At 66.0% G+C, this 24,697-nt stretch carries 16 protein-coding genes; 14 read left to right on the top strand and 2 right to left on the bottom strand.

The window, feature by feature from the left end; all coding sequences use genetic code 11:
• The first annotated feature begins 11 nt into the window (after positions 1-11).
• The 14 genes from rpoZ (at position 12) to AC5P6H_RS00830 (ending at position 20,891) form a co-directional block, all read left to right on the top strand.
• A complete protein-coding gene (gene rpoZ, locus AC5P6H_RS00895) occupies positions 12-311 on the top strand; it encodes a DNA-directed RNA polymerase subunit omega (RefSeq protein ID WP_005410877.1) in 300 nt (99 codons plus the stop codon).
• Positions 312-417: 106 nt separating this feature from the next.
• Complete coding sequence (locus AC5P6H_RS00890; RefSeq protein ID WP_005418955.1) at positions 418-2,580, top strand: RelA/SpoT family protein; 2,163 nt, start codon at positions 418-420, stop codon at positions 2,578-2,580.
• Between the two features lie 149 nt (positions 2,581-2,729).
• Complete coding sequence (locus AC5P6H_RS00885; RefSeq protein WP_005418954.1) at positions 2,730-3,116, top strand: RidA family protein; 387 nt, start codon at positions 2,730-2,732, stop codon at positions 3,114-3,116.
• 7 nt (positions 3,117-3,123) lie between these two features.
• Positions 3,124-5,235 (top strand): ATP-dependent DNA helicase RecG, encoded by a 2,112-nt coding sequence (gene recG / locus AC5P6H_RS00880; RefSeq protein ID WP_046432316.1) that lies wholly within the window; start codon positions 3,124-3,126, stop codon positions 5,233-5,235.
• A gap of 320 nt (positions 5,236-5,555) precedes the next feature.
• Positions 5,556-6,494 carry a nucleoside hydrolase gene (locus AC5P6H_RS00875; protein WP_495202236.1) on the top strand — a complete coding sequence of 313 codons (939 nt, stop codon included), beginning with the start codon at positions 5,556-5,558 and terminating at the stop codon, positions 6,492-6,494.
• Positions 6,495-6,582: 88 nt separating this feature from the next.
• Entirely contained in the window at positions 6,583-6,825 is a 243-nt protein-coding gene (locus tag AC5P6H_RS00870) for a type B 50S ribosomal protein L31 (RefSeq protein WP_010484049.1), read from the top strand.
• Positions 6,826-7,121: 296 nt separating this feature from the next.
• Complete coding sequence (locus AC5P6H_RS00865; protein ID WP_049440467.1) at positions 7,122-8,399, top strand: citrate synthase; 1,278 nt, start codon at positions 7,122-7,124, stop codon at positions 8,397-8,399.
• A gap of 345 nt (positions 8,400-8,744) precedes the next feature.
• Entirely contained in the window at positions 8,745-9,809 is a 1,065-nt protein-coding gene (locus tag AC5P6H_RS00860) for a hypothetical protein (protein ID WP_445391887.1), read from the top strand.
• Positions 9,810-10,269: 460 nt separating this feature from the next.
• Entirely contained in the window at positions 10,270-10,767 is a 498-nt protein-coding gene (locus tag AC5P6H_RS00855; protein ID WP_046432313.1) for a CS1 type fimbrial major subunit, read from the top strand.
• A 60-nt stretch (positions 10,768-10,827) separates the two neighbouring features.
• Positions 10,828-13,554 (top strand): TcfC E-set like domain-containing protein, encoded by a 2,727-nt coding sequence (locus tag AC5P6H_RS00850; RefSeq protein ID WP_495202235.1) that lies wholly within the window; start codon positions 10,828-10,830, stop codon positions 13,552-13,554.
• Positions 13,551-14,684, top strand: a complete 1,134-nt coding sequence (locus AC5P6H_RS00845) for a CblD like pilus biogenesis initiator family protein (RefSeq protein ID WP_169412293.1) — start codon at positions 13,551-13,553, stop codon at positions 14,682-14,684. Before AC5P6H_RS00850 ends, AC5P6H_RS00845 begins: the two co-directional genes overlap by 4 nt.
• 17 nt (positions 14,685-14,701) lie before the next feature.
• Positions 14,702-15,409 carry a pilus assembly protein gene (locus AC5P6H_RS00840; RefSeq protein WP_495202234.1) on the top strand — a complete coding sequence of 236 codons (708 nt, stop codon included), beginning with the start codon at positions 14,702-14,704 and terminating at the stop codon, positions 15,407-15,409.
• A gap of 61 nt (positions 15,410-15,470) precedes the next feature.
• A complete protein-coding gene (locus tag AC5P6H_RS00835) occupies positions 15,471-20,075 on the top strand; it encodes an ESPR-type extended signal peptide-containing protein (RefSeq protein ID WP_495202233.1) in 4,605 nt (1,534 codons plus the stop codon).
• 69 nt (positions 20,076-20,144) lie between these two features.
• Entirely contained in the window at positions 20,145-20,891 is a 747-nt protein-coding gene (locus tag AC5P6H_RS00830; protein ID WP_164077201.1) for a hypothetical protein, read from the top strand.
• Between the two features lie 357 nt (positions 20,892-21,248).
• Here AC5P6H_RS00830 and AC5P6H_RS00825 read toward each other — a convergent pair whose 3' ends face one another.
• On the bottom strand, positions 21,249-21,893 hold the full coding sequence (locus tag AC5P6H_RS00825) for a hypothetical protein (protein ID WP_043034094.1): 645 nt from the start codon (positions 21,891-21,893) through the stop codon (positions 21,249-21,251).
• A gap of 212 nt (positions 21,894-22,105) precedes the next feature.
• On the bottom strand, positions 22,106-24,526 hold the full coding sequence (locus tag AC5P6H_RS00820) for a penicillin-binding protein 1A (RefSeq protein ID WP_046432301.1): 2,421 nt from the start codon (positions 24,524-24,526) through the stop codon (positions 22,106-22,108).
• Between the last annotated feature and the right edge of the window lie 171 nt (positions 24,527-24,697).

Genomic DNA, 24,697 nt, shown 5'->3' with positions numbered 1-24,697 from the left:
CGGGAGCCCGTATGGCCCGCATCACCGTAGAAGATTGCCTGGAAGTCGTTAACAACCGTTTCGAACTGGTCATGATGGCATCCAAGCGTGCCCGCCAGCTCGCCAACGGCGTGCAGGCCACGCTGGACAACAGCGAGACCGAGGACAAGCCGACCGTGCTGGCGCTGCGCGAAATCGCCGCCCGCAAGATCGACAACGCGCTGATCGACGAAGTCGAGAAGGCCGAGCGTGAGCGCGCCGAGCGCGAAGCGCTGGAGTGGGCTGCCGCCGAAGTGGTCGCTGACGAAGACATGTCCAAGAACGACGATTGATCGCATCGATCAACGTAATCGTTGGATACACCGAACAGCCCGCCCCGTGCGGGCTGTTTCGCATTCAGGATTTGCCGTAAACGTCGCGCTGGAATAGGCTGCGGGCATGAACCCAGGCCCCACTGCCAAGGTCGCCGCAGCCCCCACTGCCGCCGTACCCGACTACGTCCTCCAGCTTGAACGCGCCGCCCATTACCTGCCGCCGGAACAGCTGCCGCTGTTGCGCCGTGCCTGGGAAGTCGGAGCCTCAGCGCACGCTGGGCAGACGCGCAAGTCGGGTGAGCCCTATATCACCCACCCGGTGGCGGTGGCCCAGGTGCTGGCCGAGCTCGGCCTGGACGTGGAAGCGCTGATCGCCGCGATCCTGCACGACACCATCGAAGACACGCCGCTGACCCGCGAGGCGCTGGCCGCCGAGTTCGGCGAAGCCGTGGCCGAACTGGTCGACGGCGTCACCAAGCTGGACAAGCTGAAGTTCCGCGACCGCCAGGAGGCGGCCGCCGAGAGCTTCCGCAAGATGCTGCTGGCGATGTCGCGCGACCTGCGCGTGATCATGATCAAGCTGGCCGACCGCCTGCACAACATGCGTACGCTGGGTGCGCAGAGCCGCGAAGCGCGCGGCCGCATCGCCCGCGAGACGCTGGAGATCTACGCGCCCATCGCCCAGCGCCTGGGCATGAGCCTGGTCAAGAGCGAGCTGCAGAACCTCGGTTTCAAGGCGCTGTACCCGTGGCGCCACGCCATCATCGAGAAACACATCCGCAGCCAGCCGGTGGTGCGTCGCGAGGCGATGGCGCAGGTGGAAGTGCAGCTGTCGCAGCGCCTGGCCAAGGAGGGGATCGAGCATCGGCTGATCAGCCGCATCAAGACCCCGTGGAGCATCTACAACAAGATGCGCGACGAGAACAAATCCTTCGACCAGGTGATGGATGTGTTCGGCTTCCGCCTGGTCGTGCGCAGCGTGCCCAGCTGCTACCACGCGCTGGGTTCGGTGCATGCCACCTTCAAGCCGCTGGATGGCCGTTTCCGCGACTTCATCGCCATTCCCAAGGCCAACGGTTACCAGTCGCTGCACACGGTGCTGTTCGGGCCGTATGGCTCGCCGATCGAAGTGCAGATCCGTACCGAGGAAATGGACCTGATCGCCGAACGCGGCGTGGCCGCGCACTGGACCTACAAGTTCGGCGGCGATTCGCCCAACAGCGCACAGAGCCGTGCCCACGCGTGGATCGTCGAGCTGATCGACTCGCAGCGTGCCGCCGGTTCCTCGCTGGAGTTCCTGGACAACGTCAAGGTCGACCTGTTCCCGGACGAGGTCTACCTGTTCACCCCGAAGGGCAAGATCCTGGCCCTGCCGCGCAATTCCACCGCGCTCGATTTCGCCTACGCCGTGCATACCGACGTCGGCAACATGGCGGTGGCCTCGCGCGTGGACAAGAAACTGGTGCCACTGCGCACCAAGCTGGTGTCGGGCCAGTCGGTGGAGATCATCACCGCACGCTCGGCCACGCCGAAACCGCAGTGGCTGGAATTCGTGGTTACCAGCAAGGCGCGCACCGCCATCCGCCACCAGCTCAAGCAGCTGGAGCACGAGGATGCCGTGCAGCTGGGCCACCGCATGCTCGACCGTGCGCTGGAAGCGATGGATTCGTCGCTGGAGCGGCTGCCGAAGGGGCGCCTGGATGCGTTCCTGGCCGAACACCGCTTCCCGCGCCTGGAAGCCCTGCTGGCCGAGGTCGCACTGGGCAACTGGATGCCGACCCAGGCCGCGCAGGCGCTGATGGCCTACGCCGAACTGCGTGGTGGCCCGCATTCGCGCCACCACTCGCAGGAAAAGATCCTGATCAACGGCAGCGAGCGTGGCGTGGTCACCTTCGCCGGCTGCTGCCAGCCGATTCCCGGCGACGAGATCATGGGCTACCACACCGCCGGCAAGGGCATCGTGGTGCACCGCATGGACTGCCCGAACCTGGCCGAGCTGCGCAAGTCGCCCGAGCGCTGGGTGCCGATCGGCTGGGACACCACCGTCTCCGGCGACTACGACACCTCGCTGGTGGTGGAAGTGGAGAACGGCACCGGCGTGCTGGCACAGCTGGCCGCTGCCATCGCGCAGAGCCACTCCAACATCGAGCGCGTGGACTACCTGGATCGCGATTTCAACGCCGCCGTGCTGGCGTTCAACATCCAGGTGCGCGACCGCAACCACCTGGCCGAAGTGATGCGCCGCCTGCGCCGCCTGTCGGTCGTGCAGTCGGTACGCCGCCAGTAGGTCCACGCCATGCGTGGATGACGTTCCGCGCACACGACATACGGGGTCGGATCCGTTTCCCGCCGGGAAACGGATCCGACCCCCAGCCGATGCCGCGCCCACCCGGTACAATCACCGCTCTGTTTTCCCCCAAAGCACCGGAGCGACCCATGTCCCGCCAGATCATCAACACCGAAAAGGCCCCCGCCGCCATCGGCCCGTACTCGCAGGCCGTGCGCGCCGGCAACACCGTGTACTTCTCCGGCCAGATCCCGCTTGACCCGGCCACCGGCGACATCGTCGGCGCTGGCGACGTCGAAGCGCAGGCCCGTCGCGCCTTCGACAACCTCAAGGCCGTGGCCGAAGCCGCCGGCGGCTCGCTGGACAAGGTCGTGCGTCTGGGCCTGTACCTGACCGACCTGGGCGAGTTCGCCAAGGTCAACGCGGTCATGCAGGACTACTTCCAGGCCCCGTACCCGGCCCGTTCCACCATCGAAGTGTCCGGCCTGCCGAAGGGCGCCAGCTTCGAGGTCGACGCGGTGATGGTCATCGACTGACCACCACGTGGCACGCAAGGCGGCGGTCACCCCGGTCCTGTCACCGTCCGGCGAAGCATCCCTGGCGATGCTCGCCGGCGTCGGTCCGGCCGTGGCCGCCAAACTGCAGGCGCGTGGCCTGGCCACCCTGCAGGATCTCTGGCTTCACCTGCCCCTGCGCTATGAAGACCGGACCCGGCTGACCCGCATCGAAGACCTGCGCAACGGCGTGCCGGCGCAGGTGGAAGGGCGGGTGGTCGCGGTCGAGCGCGGCATGCGCTACCGACCGATGCTGAAGGTCGCGGTGGAGGACGAAGGGCAGGGCACCCTGGTGCTGCGCTTCTTCCATTTCCGCCAGCAGCAGGTCGGCCAGTTCGCGGTCGGCAACCGGCTGCGCTGCTTCGGCACGCCCAAGCCCGGCCACCTCGGCCTGGAAATCGTCCATCCCAGCTACCAGGTGCTGGGCCGCAACGATGATCCCGAACTCGGCGACCGCCTCGACCCGGTGTATCCCACCGTCGAAGGCGTGGGCCCGATGACGATGCGCAAGCTGATCGGCCAGGCCCTGGATCGCCTGCCCGAGGAAAGCACGCTGGAACTGCTGCCCAGCGGTTGGCTCGATGGCCTGGGCCTGCCGTCGCTGCGCAGCGCGCTGCTGACCGTGCACCGGCCACCGCCGGATGCCGACCTCGCCGCGCTGGCCGCCGGCACCCACCCGGCGCAGCGCCGCCTGGCGATGGAAGAACTGCTGGCCCACCACCTCAGCCTGCGTCGCCAGCGCATTGCCTTGCAGGCACACCATGCGCCGCCGCTGGCTGGTCCTGGCAAGCTGGCCAAGGCGCTGCTGAAGCAGCTGCCGTTCGCGCTCACCGGCGCGCAGGCGCGCGTGTTCAAGCAGATCCGTGAAGACCTCGCGCGCCCCAGCCCGATGCTGCGGCTGGTGCAGGGCGACGTCGGTTCCGGCAAGACCGTGGTGGCCGCACTGGCGGCGATGCTGGCGGTGGAGCAGGGCAAGCAGGTTGCGTTGGCAGCGCCCACCGAACTGCTGGCCGAACAGCATCTCAACAACCTGCGCGGCTGGCTGGAGCCGCTCGGTGTGCGTATCGCCTGGCTGGCCGGCAAGGTCACCGGCAAGGCGCGCGCCAAGGTGATGGAGCAGGTCGCCAGCGGCGAAGCGCAGGTGGTGGTCGGTACCCACGCGCTGATGCAGGAGGCGGTGGTGTTCCAGGATCTGGCCTTGGCCATCGTCGACGAACAGCACCGCTTCGGCGTGCACCAGCGCTTGGCGCTGCGCGACAAGGGCGCGGGCGGCAACAGCGTGCCGCACCAGCTGGTGATGACCGCCACGCCGATTCCGCGCACGCTGGCGATGTCCGAGTACGCGGACCTGGATGTGTCGGCCATCGATGAACTGCCACCGGGACGCACGCCGGTGCAGACCGTCGCCCTCAACAATGACCGTCGCCCGGAACTGATCGAGCGCATCGCGCTGGCCTGCGAGGAAGGGCGGCAGGTGTACTGGGTGTGCACGCTCATCGAGGAAAGCGAAGAACTGGATGCCACCCCGGCGCAGGCCACCTACGAATCGCTGCAGGCACTGCTGCCCGGCGTTCGCGTGGGGCTGGTGCACGGACGCCTGAAAGCCGCCGAAAAGCTGGCGACGATGGTGGCGTTCAAGACCGGCGAGATCGACCTGCTGGTCGCGACCACGGTCATCGAAGTGGGCGTGGACGTACCCAATGCTTCGTTGATGGTGATCGAGAACGCCGAGCGCCTCGGCCTGGCCCAGCTGCACCAGCTGCGCGGCCGCGTGGGGCGTGGTTCGGCGGTATCGCGCTGCGTGCTGCTGTACCAGGCTCCGCTTTCGCAGATGGCGCGCGAGCGCCTGCAGACCATGCGCGAAACCAACGATGGTTTCGTCATCGCCGAGAAGGATCTGGAACTGCGCGGCCCCGGCGAACTGCTGGGCACCCGCCAGACCGGCCTGGCCGGTTTCCGCATTGCAGACCTGGCCCGCGATGCCGGCCTGCTGCCCGGCGTGCATGACCTGGCCGAGCGGCTGCTGGCCCAGCAGCCCGCGTTGGCCGATCGCGTGGTGCAGCGCTGGATCGGCACCGCCGTGCGCTACGCCTCGGCGTAAGTGGCGGGGTCAGGCCCCTTTGCACAGCAAAGGGCTCTGACCCCATCCCCGGGACGCTCATCCACGCACGGCGTGGATCCACTGTAGAGCCGAGCCCACGCTCGGCTGCTGTGCGCGTTGCGCGCGGGAGTCGAGCATGGCTCGACTCTACAGAGAGCTCTCCCTGCCATCCGCGGGAAACCCGTTTTCGGCGTTGCTGTTGAAGTTGTCGGCCAGCGGCCGGCACTACCGCGGGTGCAGGTCGCAGCCCTGCCGCCCCCCATACTTGCAACGGTCATCATCCCGGTCCACACTTCGTTGCCGATCTGAAGACGGCAACGATGACCCATAAGATCCCCCTGTTGATCGACACCGACCCCGGTGTGGACGACGCCCTGGCCCTGCTGATGGCCTTTGCCGATGAACGGCATGACGTGGTCGCCCTGACCATCGCCGCCGGCAATGTCGGCCTGCAGTACACCGTCCGCAACGCCCTCAAGCTCTGCGACATCGTCGGCCGCACCGACGTGCCGGTGTTTGCCGGCAGCCCGGATCCGCTGCTGCATCCTTCCGTAGACGCTGCCCACGTGCATGGCCGTGATGGCTATGGCGACGTGGACCTGCCGCCGCCGAGCCGCCAGGCCGAAGCCGAGCATGCTGCGCTGGCCATCCTGCGCCTGTCGCACGCGCATGCCGGCGAACTGATGCTGGTGATGCTTGGCCCGCTGACCAACCTCGCGCTGGCACTGAAGCTGGACCCGACCCTGCCCCAGCGCATCAAGCGCATCGTGGTGATGGGCGGCGCGGTCACCTGCCACGGCAACATCACCCCGGCGGCCGAATTCAACATCGCCTTCGATCCGGAAGCGGCGCATGTGGTGTTCACCTCGTTCAAGCACCTGCTGGTGTCGGACTGGGAGGCCACCGTCGCCCACGGCCTGCCGCTGGAAGAAGCCGAGAAGTGGCTGCAGGCCGACTCCGATCGTGCCCGCTTCTACGAGCTGATCTCGCGCAAGACCCGTGGCCTGTCCGAAGACAGCAAGGGTGGCCGCTGGTACACCGCCGACGCGGTTGCCATGGCCTGGGCACTGAACCCGGAAGGGCAGCTGCGGGTCGAGTCGCGTCCGCTGAACGTGGAGCTGAATGGCACGTTCAGCCGCGGCGCCACCATCGTCGACTGGAACCGCCAGACCGGCCAGCCGGACAACTGCGATCTGCTGATGACCTACGACCAGCAGCGTTTCGAGGCCCTGGTACGCCAGGCCCTGGGCGCGGACTGAAGCCGATTGACCGGCACCGGTTGCCCCGGGCGGCAACCGGTGCTTATAATGCCGCTCTTGACCACCAGCCCATTTACGGTGTGAGCCCATGAAGGCCGATATCCATCCGAACTACCGCGACGTCGTCTTCCATGACGTCACCTCCGATTTCAAGATCCTGACCCGCTCGACCATGGCGACGAAGGAAACCATCAAGTGGGAAGACGGCAACGACTACCCGCTGGTGAAGGTTGAAATTTCCTCGGCTTCGCACCCGTTCTACACGGGCAAGCACAAGGTCATCGACACCTCGGGCCGTATCGACAAGTTCCAGAAGCGCTACGCGCGCTGATCTGTCGATCCAGCTTCGAACCGACGGCCGCGCTCTGCGCGGCCGTTTGTTTTTCCCCAACGCCTACCCAACGGGCGTTTGGATGGACAGAACACTGCGTTCGTGTGACAACGCTTTTGCCGATCCGGGCCGCTTGCTGGCCGGGTTCTGGCCGCCTGCCGTCTACGACTTCTGTCTAGCGCCGGGCAAATGCTGCTGTGCGATAATGGCATGATCCCCGGCACAGGCCGAGGACGTCATTCACGTGCCTGACCAATGCGCTTGGGCAGGCGCCTTCCCATGAAGGAGCGCACACAGTGTCCGATCTTGATCAGGTCACGCTCAACGCCGGCGATAAGTCCGTCGTTCTGCCCGTCATCAAACCCACCCTTGGCAACGACTGCGTCGACATCGCGAAGCTGACCAAGGAAACGGGGTTCTTCACCTACGATTCCGGCTTCACCGCGACGGCCAGCTGCAAGTCCGCCATCACTTACATCGACGGCGACAAGGGCGTGCTGCTGTATCGCGGCTACCCGATCGAGCAGCTGTCGGAAAAGTCGAGCTACGTCGAAGTGGCCTACCTGCTGATCAACGGCGAGCGCCCGAGCGCCGAGCAGCTGAAGGCCTTCACCGATGAGCTGACTGCCGAAGCCAATGTCGACGACTCGATCAACACCCTGATCGGCAGCTTCGCCAAGGACGCCCACCCGATGGCCATCCTGGCTGCTGCGATCGCGCAGCTGTCGGCCATCTACCACGACGCGCTGGACCTGTCCGACGCCGAGCAGCGCCGCCAGGCCGCCGTGCGCCTGATCGCCAAGGTGCCGACCCTGTCGGCGCTGATCTACCGCCATGGCAAGGGCCTGCCCGCCAACAAGCCGGACACCTCGCTGGACTACGTCAGCCGCTTCCTGAAGCAGACCTTCGAGTCGGCTGACGGCCAGTACGATCTGAACCCGGATGTGGTCAAGGCGCTGGACCTGCTGTTCATCCTGCACGCCGACCACGAGCAGAACGCCTCGACCTCGACCGTGCGCCTGGTCGGTTCGACCGGTGCCAACCCGTACGCGTCGGTTGCCGCGGGTGTCACCGCGCTGTGGGGTCCGGCCCACGGTGGTGCCAACGAAGCCGTGCTGAAGATGCTGGAAGAGATCGGCACCGCCGACAACGTCGAGTCTGCCGTGGTCAAGGCCAAGGACAAGACCTCCGGCTTCCGCCTGATGGGCTTCGGCCACCGCGTCTACAAGAACTTCGACCCGCGCGCCAAGGTCATCGGCGAGATGACCAGCAAGGTGCTCAAGCAGCTGGGCGTGCAGGATCCGCTGCTGGACGTGGCCGTGAAGCTGGAACAGGCCGCGCTGCAGGACGAGTACTTCGTCGCGCGCAAGCTGTACCCGAACGTCGATTTCTACAGCGGCATCATCTACAAGGCGCTGCAGATCCCGACCGAAATGTTCACCGTCATGTTCGCCCTGGGCCGTACCTCCGGCTGGGTCTCGCATTGGCTGGAACAGCAGGTCGATCCGGAAATGAAGATCGGCCGTCCGCGCCAGGTCTACACCGGCAGCGATGTGCGCGACTACCAGGGCTGATCGCCCCGCGTAGGTTGTGCCGAGAACGCCCCGCATGCGCGGGGCGTTTTTTTTTTCTGCCGCCCTGGTGGGTGCCAACCAAGGTTGGCACGCTTTCGACACTCGCGAAAAACCATCCACGCATGGCGTGGATCCACTTGTTCCCGCCCTTGGTTGGCACGCTCCCCATCCACGCGTGGCATGGAGTTACCGCGTTCCCGCCTTTGGTAGGTGCCAACCTTGGTTGGCACGCTCTTCAACGCGACAAGACCGCGTGATTCAGGGGTCTCACCAGCTTCACAAGCGCTCGCGCAGCCTCAGGACGCCAGCTGCATCCGCAGCACCTGAAATGGAGCGTCCATCCCGATGAGTACCCGATTCGACCCACCCGAGCGCGGCCCGCTCGGCGCTGACGTCGCCGCTGTCGTCACTGCCCCCATCGTTCCTCCCGCCAGCGAAAGCGCGGTGTCGTGGGGAGCCATCTTCGCTGGCGCCGCCGCCGCCGCTGCGCTCTCTCTCATCCTGCTGATCCTCGGCGTGGGCCTGGGGTTGTCGTCGGTGTCGCCCTGGTCGTTCGAAGGCGTCAGCAAGGAAACCTTCGGCTGGTCCAGCATCGCCTGGCTCACCTTCACCGCGCTGGCTGCTTCCGGCCTGGGTGGCTATCTGGCGGGTCGCCTGCGTACCAAGTGGACGCAGATCCACGGCGACGAAACCTACTTCCGCGACACCGCGCACGGCTTCGTGTCGTGGGCGGTGGCCACGCTGCTGACCGCGGGCCTGCTGACGTCGGCCATCGGTGGCGTGCTGGGTGCGGGCGCAAAGGTGGCCGGCGCCACTGCCGGTGCCGCTGCGTCCACCGTCGGCGTGGCTGCAGCCGGTGCCAGCGGCGCTGTGGCGGCTGCACCGGAAGGCGACCTCGACTATTGGGTGGATGCGCTGTTCCGCAGCACGACCCACGCAGGGCCGGCCGATCCCGCAGCGCCGCCGCCGGGCGCACCGATGGACCCGGATGCCGCGCCACCGCCGGCAGCGGGCGCCGGTCCGCGCGACGCGCGCATGGCCCCACCGCCGCGACCGGCGCCGGGCAACGGTCCGATCGGCGATCGCCGCGAAGTGCGTGCCGAAGTGAACCGCATCATCGTCAACAGCCTGCAGGGGGAAGGCCTGGATCCGGCCGATACCCAGTACCTGTCACAGCTGATCGCGCGCGAGACCGGGATGAGCCCGGCTGAAGCGCAGGCCCGCGTGACCGATGTGCAGACCCGCATGCGTGCAGCGCTGCAGAAGGCCAGGAATACCGCCAAGCAGGCTGCCGACGACGCGCGGAAGGCGACCGCCTACGCCGCATTGTGGCTCTTCATCACCCTGCTGATCGGCGCGTTCTTCGCCAGCCTCAGCGCCACCTGGGGCGGCCGCCGCCGCGACCTGTAATCCACCCTTCCATGCAAGGAGACCTGCCATGAAGATGATTCTGCTCTGGTTGCTGGGCGTGCCGATTCCGCTGCTGATCCTGTACGCGATCTTCTTCTGATCGCGCACCACCGCGCCGTATCATCAGGCCGCCGAAAGGCGGCCTGATGCCATCCCGCAGATCCACGCCACGCGTGGATGCCCCACAGTAGAGTCGAGCCATGCCCGACTCTACAAACGCAATGCAATGAGGTTTATTGCATTCAAACAGTGAGGGAAATTGCATAACCCTCAAACATAGAGCGCCTTCAAAAATTCTCCTTAACGTTCAACGTTTTAGGAATGCTTGAATGGCCTGCATGGCAATGGATTTCTAACATTCTCTCCGTCGCCCGCACCCATCCCCGCGGGCGGCGCTTCCCTCCCTTTTCTCCTTGGGGAGGGGAGCTTTCAAATTCCCCCTTGTCCGAGAGAGACAATCATGCACGCCATTATCAAGAAGGCCGCGCTCGCTGCAGCGCTGGCTACTGCTTCGCTGTCCGCGCACGCGCTGGAAACCAAGATCACCGTCTACGCCGACGTCGACCCGACCCTGGCGCTGCTGCGCGACGATGGCACCCCGCTGCCGGACACCGTGCAGCTGACCCACGATCCGCTGCGTGGCCTGCTGCCGTCGACGCAGCAGGTGCGCATCCATTCCAATGACGAAACCGCGGACATCGAGGTGCGCCTCGGCCACGATCCGGTGCTGCTCAATGGCGCCACGCGCGTGCCGCTGGCCGTCAGCCTGAACACCGACGCGCTGACCACCGCGGTCACCGAGTTCAAGGCGGCTGACCTGTTCAACGGCGCCAGCTCGACGCCGGGTGCCTCCATCTCGATGCCCCTGACCATCGCCCAGGCGGGTGCCGGTGGCCCGCTTACGGTCAACGGCCGCTACGAAGGCATGGTCTACATCGTCATGAACCAGAAGCCCTGATCCACGGCTTCCCGCGCCGGCCCGCACTCCGGGCCGGCCGCTACTCCAGCGGTACCCCCCATGACCCCACATGCCCCCGCCGTTACACGGTTGGCGGTCGCGCTCGCCCTGGCACTGGCTGCTCCCTCGGTAGCGGCCCACGGCGTCCCCGCCGGCTTCGAGGATCTGGTCGAAGGCCAGACCGAACAACTCGACATCCAGCTGTTCGGCCGCTCGGCCGGGCTGTCGCCGGTGCGCGTGACCCTGGAGCACGTGCAGCTGGAAGACCCCGCGCGCGTGCTGCAGGCGCTGGCCCTGCCTGCCGAAGCGCAGGCGGCGCTGCTGCCGGCGTTGTCGCAGCCGCTGCCGCGCAACAGCCATCTGGCGTGCCGCTTTGGCGGCGCCACGGCCGGTTGCGGCTATCTTGACCCACCGGACGATCCCGCCGTCGCGCGCGCGCTGTATGACGAAGGCGAGGGTGCGGTGCGCCTGTTCGTGGCGCGGCAGTGGATTCCCGGCGAGCCGGCCGCCGAGCGCTACCACACAGTCACGGCCAACGCCGAAAACGCCTTCCTGCACCAGCAGACGCTCAACGTCAGCGGCGGCCGCGACCATCAGGCGCTGTCCGCGCGCGGCGTAGGCACGCTGGGACTGTTTGATCGCGCTCACCTGTCCGCCGACTGGTACTACACCCAGCAACGCTACCGCAGCCGAAGCGACGACGACTTCCAGTTCGACAACGTCTATTACCGCCATGACCTGGGCCAGGCGCACTACCTGCAGGCCGGGCGTATGGACCGCCGCAACCTGTCCAGCCCGCAGGGCGGCACCTTCAGTTTCAGCATGCTGCCGCTGGACCGCTTCCAGGGCGCGCGCGTGGGCACCACCCAGGCCTACGTGGACACCGACGCCGCCGTGCAGGCCACGCCGCTGACGGTGCTGCTGGCGCGCGACGCTCGCGTCGATGTGTTCGATGGCGAGCGGCTGCTGCAGACCTTCTACCTGCAGGCCGGCATCAACCAGATCGACACCCGCAATTTCCCGTTCGGCAACTACCTGGTGCGCATGCGCATCTACGAGGACGGTGTGCTGGTGCGCACCGAGGAGGCGCCGTTCGACAAAGGCGGCGACTGGACCAACAGCCAGTGGCAGTGGTTCGTGCAGGGTGGCCGTCGCAACGAGCGCCGTAGCGACCGTTTCGATGGAGAAAGCGTGGCAATGGCCGGCGTGTGCGTGCCGCTGGGCCGCGATGCCGCACTTACCGCGGGTGCCGCCAACCTCGGCGGCCACAGCTACGGCGAGCTGCGCCTGGACCTGCGCCGCGTGCTGGCCACCCAGGAAATGCGCGCCTCGCTCAGCGGCATGCGTGGAAGCGATGGCAGCAATGGTCAGCAGCACCAGCTGTCATACCGGCGCAAGGCGTCGTGGAATCTTTACCAGCAGCGCATGCGCGGCAAGGCCTGCCAGTTCGAGGCCGATGCACGCGACCAGCTGGGCTGCACCAACTCACTCAGCGGCTCGGTATCGCTGCCGCTGGCCGGCGGCAACGTCTACGTGGGCTACACCCGGCGCCAGACCTGGCGCACCGGCTGGCATCGGCCTGAATTCGAGCAGGACCCGTTGTTCGGGCTGGATCCCTTGCTGCCGCCCGGTCCGCTGGAGCCGCGCCGCGAGCCCGTGCTCAGCCGGACCTGGCAGGCCAGCTTCAGCCGCAGCCACCGCTGGCAGGACTTCAGCGTGTCCACGCGCGTGGGGCTATGGCAGCAGCGCAGCACCGACAGCGTGCGCGGCAGCAACGAGCGTGACCGTGGCATCTACTTCAACCTCAGCCTGACCCGCCTGCAGCGTAACCATGACAGCAGCGGCCAGCGCCGCTACGCGGTGGACGTGCGCCAGCCGCAGCATCAGCGCCCGGCCATCGACTACAGCGTGGGCCAGAGCCTGCGCCAGGACCGGGACACGCACTATCGGGAGCTGAACGCCGAACTGCGCGCCAACAACAACGATCGCTACAGCGCGTCACTGAGTGGCCAGCTGCAGAACGGCATCGGCAACACCACCGCCAGCATCGCGCACTATCAGCAGCGCGGGCGTGGCGAGACCGGCTACAGCGGCAGCCACAGCTCCGGCTTCGCACTGGGCCGTCGTGGTTTCTACTGGAGCGGTGCCAACGGCGCCGAGGCCGGCCTGGCCGTGCAGGTGGACGGTTTCGACGATGCCGACCTGCATGGCGTGGCCGCGGAATTGCAGGTGGGTGGGCTGCGCCGACAGCGTCTGCAGATCGGCGAGCGCCGGCTGCTGCCGCTGCAGGCCTATCAGTCGCAGCGCGCCGAAGTGCAGGATGCCAGCACGCTGGACAGCATCGCCGCGATCCGCGTGACCGGCGTGGGCGGTGCACGGCCGATGTTCCTCACGCCCGGCAAGCTGATGCGCATGCCAGTGCCGATCGAAGTGACCTACACCTTCATCGGCAACGCCAAGGACCTTGCGGGGGCGCCCGTGGGCGGCGCCCGCATCCTCAATGCGCCGGTGCCCGGCACCAGCGCCAACGGCAGCTTCGTTGCCGATTTCCCGCGCCGCGAAACAACGCTGTACCTGCTGCAGGACGACCGCCTGCTGCACTGCCCGCTGCAGGTGCGCGAGCGCCGCCAGGTGGTGCTGCTGGTCGGCGCCGTGCACTGCGAGCCGCTGGCCGTGGCCCAGCTGCCGCCCGAGATTCGCCAGCAGGCCCGCGTGACCCGCCTGCTGCAGGAACGCGCGTTGATTGCCGCTACGCCCCAGACCGCTGCTGCAGGAGGTACGCCATGAGCCGGCGTTGGATGTGTGTGTTGATGCTGGTGTGTGCGCTGGTGCTGGTGATGCCGCGGGCGTGGGCGCAGTGGCCGCCGGAGACGCATCCGACGGACCAGAGCCGTGACATCGTGCTGAGCTGGGATCGCTCGGCGGTGCCGGGTGATGTGGAGCTGTGGGCGCCGCGGACGGTGCTGGGGTTCAGTCACGATCTGGCGATGAAGTATGGGCAGATCCACGTAGTTTGTGGGTCTGCTTCTGATAGTGAGTTTGGGCGATGCGCGACGGAAGGAGATTCATCGATAGTTAGCGGACCGTCCGAAATTGTCCTGCGGCTTGTGGAGAGCCGGACAGGCCTGCGCACGGAGCTTCGGGTGCTCGGGAGCCTTCAGAGAGTCCTGAGTGATTGGAGTTGTAACCCAGATTATTGGGACAGAAATCAGCGGGCGCTCCATGAAGCGTTCTATTACACCTGTGGTAGCGATCAGCCAATCGGCACAGGTTCCCAGCTCGTATTTCCATCATCCGAGCTGACGCGTCTCGTCGCTGGTCACTGGAGAGCCACAATGCGCCTAAAAATCAAGGCCGACCCCGCCGCAGCACCCGTCGCCACAGCCACCTTCAACTTCGACTTCACCGTCACCGACTACGACGCGATCTCGATCTACTTCCCGGGCTTCGACGGCATCGCACCGCTGGTCAACATGGACCTGCGCTACGACCCCATCCGCAAGATGGTCGGCGGCTACAAGGAAGTGGACATGTGCCTGTACGACGGCGTGGGCTCGCAGAGCGAGTTCCTCGGCGTCACCGTGCGCGACAGCGGGCCACGGCCCCCGCCTGGGCGGGACTACGCGGTCTGGCACGGAGATGGCGGCAGTGACGACACCCAACGCCTCGACTACCAGGTCGGCCTGAAATACGGCGGAAACCTGCTGGCCATGAAACACGGCGAGGAACAGCTGCTGCGCGGCATCGACAGCGCGCAGCTGCGCCTGGTGATGCTGCCGGGCATCAATCAACCCGTGTACTGCGTGCCCACGCCGCTGGTGCTGGAAACGCCGCCTACCCCCATCGCCAGCAAGCGGCCCGGTCTTTACGACGGCGAGCTGACGGTAGAGCTGCGCGTGCCGACCGCCAAACCCTGATCCCACGGAGCCTCATCATGAAGAAGCTGCTGTTCTGTCTGCTGCCGTTGAGCGCGCTGCTGGCGCCGCCGGTACATGCCAACCTCTCGATCCATCCGATGCGCGCGGCCGTCGATGGCAAGCGCGGTACGCAGATCCGCGTCTACTCGCACTCCACCCAGCCGCAGTACGTGCAGGCACGCCTGTTGCGCATCGCGAATCCTGCGCAGGTTGGCGAGGAAGAGGTGGACATGGAGGCGGCCGACGCCGCGGTCGCCATCACCCCTGGGAAGTTCGCACTGACTGGCGGAGGCAATCGCCTGATCCGGGTCATTCCACTGCGCAGCGTGGAGAAGGAAGTGGCCTACCGCGTCTACTTCGAGGGTGTCAGGGGACCGGACGGGACCCTGCTCGAGGGTGACGAGCAGGCGGCACAGGCCAACGTCGGTGTCAGCCTGGTCTGGGGCGCGCTGGTGAACGTGCTGCCCGCCAACGGCAGCGTGGATCTGCAACTGCAGGGCGACACCCTGCGCAACGTGGGGACCTTGCGGGTCGGCATCACCGGACTGGCCGAGTGCAGCGCCAGTGGTGCCTGCACGACCCACGACTTTGCCAAAAGCCTGTACCCGGACGCGGAGCTGAAGCTGCCGTTCCAGCCTCAGCCGGGCAACACCGTGCAGCTGCATTACCGCCTGTCCAAGGACGGCTACCGCGAGCACGTAACCACCCTGGCGCCAAGCGCCTGATCGTTCTGGCCCCGCGCTGTTCGCGGGGTCTCATTTTCGATGTCCTGTTAAGGGAGAGAGCATGAACCACATCTATCGTCGTATCTGGAGCAATGCAAAGCAGTGTTGGGTGGTCGTGGGCGAGCTGGTAGCAGCGCGTGGAAAGCCACGAAGCGCCTTGATTCATCGTCGCGGGACCGCACTGATTGTCTTCATCGCACTGGCCGGTGCGGCGGGCAGCGCGAATGCGGGTCTCGATGTCGGTTGTTCGGGTGACAACGGGAACATCCGGCATTGCATTCCATTCATAGGTTCGTGGGACCCTCGCATGTCGACAGGCTATGCTGACATGGGTTTGGATGTGACGAACTCGATGGCGATCGGTGCGGGGTCCAGAATGTACGGAAGTTACTCGTTCGCGTTCGGTCAAGGTGCGCGAGTCGAGAAGCGTAACAGTGTCGCGTTCGGCTACCACTCTACAACCTCCGACGTCGACAGCGTCGCCATCGGCTATATGTCGCGTACTGGCGCAAATGGTGGTCACAGCATTGCCATCGGGACGAGAGCGTTTGCCGATTACATTGGCGCAACCGCTTTGGGGAACAGCTCAACGGCTCGCGCCGAGAATGCTGTCGCCCTTGGAAGCGGCGCCTCGGCCACCGCATCGAATGCGGTGGCCATTGGTGCCAACTCGGTAGCCAACGGAAGCAACACAGTATCGGTGGGAAGCAACAGCATTAAACGAAGGATCGTGAATGTCGCATCAGGCAACATTTCCTACGGTAGTGCGGACGCGGTCACCGGTGGTCAGCTGTATGAAACCAATCAGAATGTAGCATCGGCGCGAAGCACAGCGGATTCGGCTTACTCGACCGCCAGGGCGGCCAGGACTGTTGCCGATACGGCGAAGTCCAATGCGGACAATGCCTTGTCGAAAGCCAATGTGCTTTCCGGCCTCCTGAGCCAGACGTCTGCCTCGGGGAACGTTCGCCTAGGTGCAAGTAACAGCGGAACCGTGCTGGACGTCCGCAACAGCGCCAGCGCCAATCGCAGGATCACGGGCGTGGCGGATGCCACGCTAAGCACGACGAGTACGGATGCTGTGTCTGGTAAGCAGCTCAATGCCACCAACACCAATGTAACGGCCGCACGGTCCGTCGCCGACTCCGCCAAGACCAATGCCGACAGTGCGCTGGCAAAGGCCAATACGCTCTCCGGCCTTCTGAGCCAGACGTCTGCATCGGGAAATATCCGTATAGGCGCAAGCAACAGCGGCACCGCACTGGACGTCCGCAACAGTGCCAGCGCCAATCGCAAGATCACGGGCGTGGCGGATGCCACGCTGAGTACGTCCAGCACCGATGCTGTGTCAGGCAAGCAGTTGAATGCCACCAACACCAAGCTGGCAGATGCACAGCGCGTCGCAGACGCGGCAGCCGCGCGCCTGAACGCATCCGCCCCGGCTATCGGGCTGGCGGCAGAGGCGGAAGGGAGCGGAAGCACCGCCAGCGTAGCGATGAGGCGCTCGGCGAAGGCCTACAACACCAACAGCATCGCAGTTGGTGCAGATGCTCGGGCCGGTGTCGACGCCAACGGCGACAAGAGCGCTGCCACCGGTGCAGTTGCTCTCGGTGCTGCAACGCGCGGTGGCAATGGCGCGGTGGCGGCAGGCCTGCGTGCTTCGGCAGTGGGTGATCGCGCCGTGGCCGTAGGCAATGATGCGACGGCCGCGGCGACCCATGCCGCCGCGCTGGGCTACAAGGCAGATGCGAGCGGCAATCAGGCCGTCGCCATTGGCCGGGAGGCCGCCGCATCGGCCTTGTATTCGACGGCGCTTGGCAATCTTGCAAAGGCGGGTGCCGAAAGTGCCGTTGCGTTGGGCGACCGCGCCCTGGCATCGCACACGGGAAGTGTCGCTCTGGGCAACGGCTCCCAGACCACCGGCATCAATCAGGTCTCGGTCGGCAGCTCCAGTATCAAGCGCAAGATCGTCAACCTTGCGGATGGCGCTGTCAGCAGCAGCAGTACCGAGGCCATTACGGGCAAGCAGTTGAGTGAAACCAACGGCCGGGCAACGACTGCACAGAATGCTGCGAACGGCGCGCAGGCAACGGCCAATGCCGCACAGGTTGATGCCACCAAGGCCTTGGCTGAAGCTACCGTATTGGGTGGGCTCGTCGGGCAGGTTTCGGCCACGGGGATTGTCCGCCTGGGTGAGCAGAACCGCGGCACGACGTTGGACGTGCGCAACAGTGCCAATGTCAATCGGAAGATCAGTGGTGTAGCGGACGCGATATTGAGCGCCAGCAGCGCCGAAGCAGTCTCTGGGAAGCAGTTGTATTCAAGCAATTCACGGATCTCAGTTCTGGAAGGGGTTAGTCAGTTCCTGAGTATTGGCGTGGCGCCCATCAGTGAGCCTGCTGCAGCGGGGGCAGGAGGGGTCGCTATCGGTAACTCAGCCAAGACAGGTTCTGAAAGTGGAACTGCGGTTGGTACTCGAGCCAGGGCAATGGGCAGGAGTTCGACTGCGATTGGTAGAGGGGCAACCGTTTTTGAGCAATCCGAGAGTGGCTTTGCAATGGGGGCCGGTGCTGAGGTGGGGGCAGCGGGCGGTGGAGCAGATGGCGGTGTTGCTATTGGTGCGGGCGCAAAGATCGGGAGTGGAGCCCATGGCTCGCTGGCACTCGGAAGCAGCGCTCAGGCAAATGAAGCCGGAGTTGCATCGTTCGGAAACAGTGGTATGCAGCGCCGCCTTGTAAACATCGCCCGAGGCACCGCCGACCACAACGCCACCACCGTCTCTCAGCTCAAGGACTCCCTAGCCACCCTCGGCGGCGGCGCAGGCATGGACGCCAGCGGCAACATCATCGCCCCGACCTACACGATGCAGGGTGGCACGCAGAACACCGTCGAGGACGCACTGATGGCACTCGATGGCGCCGTCGTCACCGCAGACCGTCGCGCGGACAAGGTGGAAGGCCAGCTGAGTTCGATCTTCCAGAAATCACCTTCGGCCCGTGCCGACGGCATGAACCAGGTCGCGCTGAACGGCGTGAATGGCATGGTGCTGACCAACCTGGCTGACGGCCGAGTGGCGGCGGGAAGCCGTGATGCCGTAACCGGCAGTCAGTTGCACGCCGCAGAACAGAAGATCTCGCAAAATCGGAATGATCTGGAGGCGATGCGTAAGAAGCGGGAGATAGGTGAGCAGGCCATGCGTGGATTGGATGCGAGCGGTCCAATCGACTTTGGCGGTGCACGTTTGACTGGCGTGGCCGAGGCGAAGCTGTCGGCTGACAGCTCGGACGTTGTTCGCGGAAGTCAGCTCTATGAGACCAACAGCCGTGTTTCGGCCATGGAAGGCATCAGCCAGTACGTCAGTGTGGGTACGGCTCCTGAGTATGGCGGTGCTCAGGCTGGTCCGGGTGGTCTCGCCATTGGAAACTTGGCAAAGACGGGCATTGAGGGGGGCACGGCAATTGGAACATTCACTGAGGCAATGGGCAAAAACTCAATTGCCATCGGACGGGCGTCCACTGTCTACCAAGGCTCAGATTCCAGCTTTGCCATCGGAACTGGAGCTGAGGTTGGTAGGGCCGGCGAGCCTGGTGCAATCGGAGCCATAGCGTTTGGTGCTGGTTCGAGAGTCGAACCCGGGGCACATGGTTCTATAGCGCTCGGAACCAGCTCTTATGCAGCCGAGGCGGGGGTTGTGTCGTTTGGCAGTGTTGGTACGAAGCGCCGCCTCGTAAACATCGCCAACGGCACCGCCAACCATAATGCCGCCACCGTCGGCCAGCTGCGCGGCGCATTGTCCGCACTCGGCGGCGAAGTCGATACCAATGGCAACATCGTCGGTCCCAGCTTCAATGTCCAAGGCCAGTCCCAATCCACCCTCAACGGCGCATTGGAAGCGCTCGACGGCGCAGTCGTCAGCACCACCTCGCGCGTGAACCAGGTCGAATCCCAGCTCCGCTCCGTGTTCCAGGAAAGCCCCTCGGTCCGCGCAGATGGTACCCATCAGCTCACACTGGCCGGTGCCAACGGCATGGTCATCTCCAACGTGGCCAACGGCCTGATCGCGGCCGGCAGCCGCGATGCGGTCAACGGTGGCCAGCTGCATTCGATGCAGCAGCAGATCAACGGCCGCATGGATGGGCTGGAGCAGCGCATCGACGGTCAGCCGCAGGCCCACGCCATGGCGGCAGCATCCACGCCTTCGCCATCCACCGAAGAGATCGCGCCGACACCGGAGACCAGCGGTTCGCCGCAGATCGCCTCAACCGGTGAAGGTGACAAGCCGGCCCCGCAGCCGAAGCCGAAGCAGGACGACACGCCCAAGCCGCAGGTCGATACCGCCGACCTGGAAAAGATGCTGGCCCGGGCCAACGAGTACACCGATGGTGCGATCAGCAACTTCGAGCGCCGCCTGGACAAGATGGACAGGCGCTTCAACCGCATGGCGGCAATGAGCAGCGCACAGAGTGCGATGGCGATGAACACCGCTAGCCTGGCCACCTACAACCGCCTGGGTGCGGGCGTGGGTTACAGCGAGGGTGAGTCGGCGATGGCGGTGGGCTACCAGCGCGTGCTCAACGAGAAGGGTTCGGCCACCTTCAGCCTCAATGGTGCGTTCACCAACAGCGGTGAGCGCAGCATGGGCGTCGGCGTGGGCATCGGCTGGTAAGCCGTGCAGCCCCGGCGTGGTGCGCGTAATGAACCCCGCCGCGCCGGGGTCCTTGCCGAGGAGATGGCAATGTATCGATGGGTAAGCCGATTCATCAGCTACCGCACGTTCTATCTGTGGCGGGCGCGTTTCTACTACTACACCCGCAATCTCGATCGCTGGGTGCAGTTCACCTTGTTGTGCCTGGTGGGCATGGCGCTGGTGCTCTGGTACCACTGGCGGGTGGCGAGCGTGCCGCCACCGCGCGTGCATCCGGAGGCCGCCGCGCTGCGCGTGGAGAACATCACCCAGGAGGCGATCCATCGCATCGTGCTGGTGCGGCATGGTGGCCCGACACCGGGCGAGCCGTTCACCACGCCGGAAGACGTCCGCGCGGGAACGCTGCGCACCCTGCGGGTGCGACAACTGCTGGACAGTGAGAGGGTGTGGCAGCTGAAAGCCCACATGCTGGCCGACATGGCGGCATACATCGAAGCCACGGGCAGCTGCTTCCCCTTCCCATGCTGGCAGGTGAGCCACCGGCTGGAGCTCATGCGTGCGGCGGAGGCGGAGAACGCAGCCATCAACCGGGGGCTGGAGCCGGTGCTGGAGGTGCCGTTGGACAGGATGCCCAACCTCAACGGCGGTGAGCGCGCGCGGATACAGACGGCGTGGTCGGACCCGTTCGGCGATGTCTACAACCAGACTTGGTTGCTGGGCGATCTGCAGAACATGCACGCGCGGATGATGATGGCGTACCCGCAGCGGGTGGGAGCACCGTGGCTGATGCGCCTGCTTGGCGATGAGCCGGAGGAGCAGCACCATGATGTCTGGTAGGGCAGCGCGCCTTCTGTAGAGCCGAGCCATGCTCGGCTGCTCTTGGACCAGGTGTCCGGATGCCTGATGCATCGTGCGGACCAACGGTCCGCACCCACCAGAAGAAGGAAGCAGGCAACGCGCCTTCTGTAGAGCCGAGCCATGCTCGGCTGCTCTTGGGCCAGGTGTCCGCATGCCTGATGCATCGTGCGGACCAACGGTCCGCACCCACCAGAAGAAGGAAGCAGGCAGCGCGCCTTCTGTAGAGCCAAGCCATGCTCGGCTGCTCTTGGGCCAGGTGTCCGCACGCCTGATGCATCGTGCGGACCGACGGTCCGCACCCGCCAAGGCCGGAACCATCCAAGGTCGGCGCAACCGTCACCCCCCGATATACGCGGTGATCTCCGCCTCGGCCAGCAGCTGCCGCAACTGTGCGACAGACGCGCGTCGCATCGGCTTCTCATCCACCGGCGACAAGGGCGCCTGGCGCAGGGCGTCATACGGCAGCACGGCCAGGTCGAAGGTCAGCTCTTCGGCGCTGAACACCCACACCGGCACGTCCAGGCTCCGTTCGCGGTCCATCCGCAGTCGGCGCGTCCGCGACTCGGCGGGAATGCCGTGCTCGTCCAGGAAGCGGTGCACGGCTTCCGGGTCGTCGCTGTGCAGGTGCAGCTGTACGGGGCTGTTGGCATCGGCGGTGCCCTCCAGCACCGGGCCGGCCAGGCGCGGTGCGAAGCCGTGCAGGAACTCCAGCGCGCGCATCGCGGCTTCGCGGCGGCGCTGCAGTTCGTTGCCGTGCTGGGGGCCGGAGAACAGCCGCTGGTACTCGCGCAGGGCGTCTTCGATCTCGGTGTTGCGGGGCAGGGAGGCATCGTCGTGGATGCCGAGCCGGCTGGCGGCCTTCAACTTGGCCTGATGGTAGTCGCGGATGCCGCCTTCGGCCATCAGGCGGGCGGCTTCGTGGGCGAGGCGATGGCGCCGCTCGCGGGTCTGGCTGGCAGCATGCTGACGGGCGCGATGCATGCGATGACTCCTGTTGCGACCTGGCTACAGACTAGCGCACGGATGTGACATCCGCGTGGGTATTTCATGGAGGCCAGCAAGCGGGTGCCGTTGATCCTGTAGAGCCGAGCCCATGCTCGGCTGCTCTATCGCAGGCGCCCGGAGCCGAGCATGGGCTCGGCTCTACAGCTGCATCGGTGCCAACTCACCGTTGGCACCCACCAGACCCTTCCTCAGAAGATATCGAACGCGGCGGCGTCGGCCTGCGGCGTATTGAGGTTCAGGTCGTAGTCGGTCAGGCGGTCCATGTCTTCCACCTTCACCCACTCGGTCGCGCCGTTGAGGGTGGCCTGGACCATGCCGCTGGGCGGGTCGTTCTGCGCGATCGGGGTGTCCTTCAGCGCGGTGCGCATGTAGTCGATCCAGATCGGCAGGGCGGCCTTGCCACCGTATTCGCGGTAACCCAGCGAACGGAAGTCGTCGCGGCCCACCCACACGGTGGTCACGTACGGGCCACCGAAGCCGGAGAACCAGGCGTCGCGGTGGTCGTTGGTGGAGCCGGTCTTGCCGCCCACGTCCTCGCGGCCGAGCACCTTGGCCTGGACGCCGGTACCGCGCTGGACCACGTCGCGCATCATCGATACCAGCTGGTAGGCGGTGCGGGCGTCGATCGCGCGCGGGGCAGTGCGGGCATCCGGGTTGGCCGGTGCCGCCGGGGTTTCGACCTTGGCTTCGGCCTTGGCGGCGGCCGGGTCCACCTTCGGGGCCGGAGCGCCGAAGTTGAAGCCGTCCACCACCTGGTTGACCGGCTGGTCACTGCTGCCGGCGCAGTCGCGGCAGGCCAGCGCCGGGTTTTCCTTGAACACCAGGTTGCCGTCGCGGTCATTGACCTGGTCGATCAGCCAGGTGTCCACGCGCGAGCCGCCGTTGGCGAACACGGCGTAGCCGCGCGCCACCGACAGCGGGGTCAGCGAGGCGGTGCCCAGCGACATCGACAGGTTCGGCGGCAGCTCCGATTCGGCAAAGCCAAACTCGCTGATGTACTTGCGTGCGTAGTCCACGCCCATGCCATCGAGCAGGCGCACCGACACCAGGTTGCGTGACTGCACCAGCGCTTCGCGCAGACGCATCGGGCCGCGGAAGCCGCCGCCGTCGTTCTGCGGGGCCCAGGTCTTGCCGCGGCGGTCGCGGAACACGACCGGGGCGTCGAGCACGATCGAGGCCGGGTTGTAGCCCTTGTCGAAGGCGGCTGCGTAGACGAATGGCTTGAAGCTCGAACCCGGCTGGCGGCGGGCCTGGGTGGCGCGGTTGAACTTGTTGCCGGAGAAGCTGAAGCCACCCACCAGCGCCTTCAGCGCGCCGCTGTGGGCATCCAGCGAGACCAGCGCGGACTGGCCGCGCGGGATCTGGTCCAGCAGCCACTCGCCCTCCTTGGCCCCGGCGCGCACGCGCACGATGTCACCGCGCTGCACCAGCTTGCCCGGGGTCTTGTTGGTCCACTTGGCGGCGCCGGCCGGCAGCACGATCTCGCTGCGGTTGGCCAGCACCACGGTGGCGCTGCCGTCGGCGCCGGTGCTGGCGACGATCGCCGGCAGCAGGCCGGCCTGGCCGTACATGCCGCGCAGGTGCTCGGCCAGGGCGGCGGCGTCTTCGCCGGCACCCACCTGCACCTGTTTCTCCACGCCGTGCCAGCCGTGGCGGTGGTCGTACAGCAGCAGGCCGTCGCGCACCGACTGGTTCGCGGCGGTCTGCAGGGTGGAGTCGATGGTGGTGGTGACGTGATAGCCCTTGTTGACCACGTCGCCGCCGAAGCGGGCGATCATCTCCTGGCGTACCAGCTCGGCCACGTACGGAGCATCGACCTGCACCGGCGGCTCATGCGCGGTGGCGTGCATCGGCACGGCCTTGGCCGCGTCGGCCTCGGCCTGGCTGACGAATTTCAGGTCGGCCATGCGCTGCAGCACGTAGTTGTCGCGGCGCTGGCGGGCACGCTCCGGGTTGGAGATCGGGTTGCCCGACGAGGGGAACTTGGGGATGCCGGCCAGCGAGGCCATCTCATCCAGGTCCAGCTCGTTCAGTTTCTTGCCGTAATAGAACTCGGCGGCAGCGGCCACGCCGTAGGCGCGGTTGCCGAAGAAACTCTTGTTCAGGTACAGCTCGAAGATCTCGTCCTTGCTCAGCTCGGACTCGATCTTGCGCGCCAGCAGGATCTCGGCCAGCTTGCGGGTGTAGCTGTACTCGGAGCTGAGGAAGAACTGGCGGGCCACCTGCTGGGTGATGGTGGAGCCACCTGGCACGCGCTTGTCGCTGGTGGTGGCCAGCAGCCAGACCGCCCGGCCGATGCCCATGTAGTCCACGCCGCCGTGCTCGTAGAAGCGGGCGTCCTCGGTCGCCAGGAAGGCCTGCTTCAGCTTCTCCGGCACGTCCTTCATGGTGATCGGGGTCCGCCGGGTCTCGCCGAAAACCGCCATCAGCTTGCCATCGGCAGCATAGACGTACATCGGCTCCTGCATTTCCACGTCGCGCAGGGTCTGCACGTCGGGAAGCTTGGAGGAAACGGCGTAGTACAGACCGCCCACGGCGGCCGCGCCGATCAGCGCCAGGACCAGGACAATCAAGAAGATCCAGCGCAGCCAGCGGCGGAGTCGAGTCATCGGGTTCAGATTCCGATTGCGAATTTCGTGGTCGCAGAGTATAGATTACGCAAGGTGCCGGCTGGGGTCGGCACCGGGGAGCGCAAGGGGAACAGTCAGGGGCTGCATGGTGAATCCGTGAAGGAATTCACAGCAGGGCCGTTGCCATTTGCTAAGAATACGTTATTAATG

It is taken from the genome of Stenotrophomonas sp. YJH_SMC_110, assembly GCF_059369255.1.
Note: the sequence above shows the minus strand (reverse complement) of the source record. Positions and strands in the feature narration are given on the sequence as shown.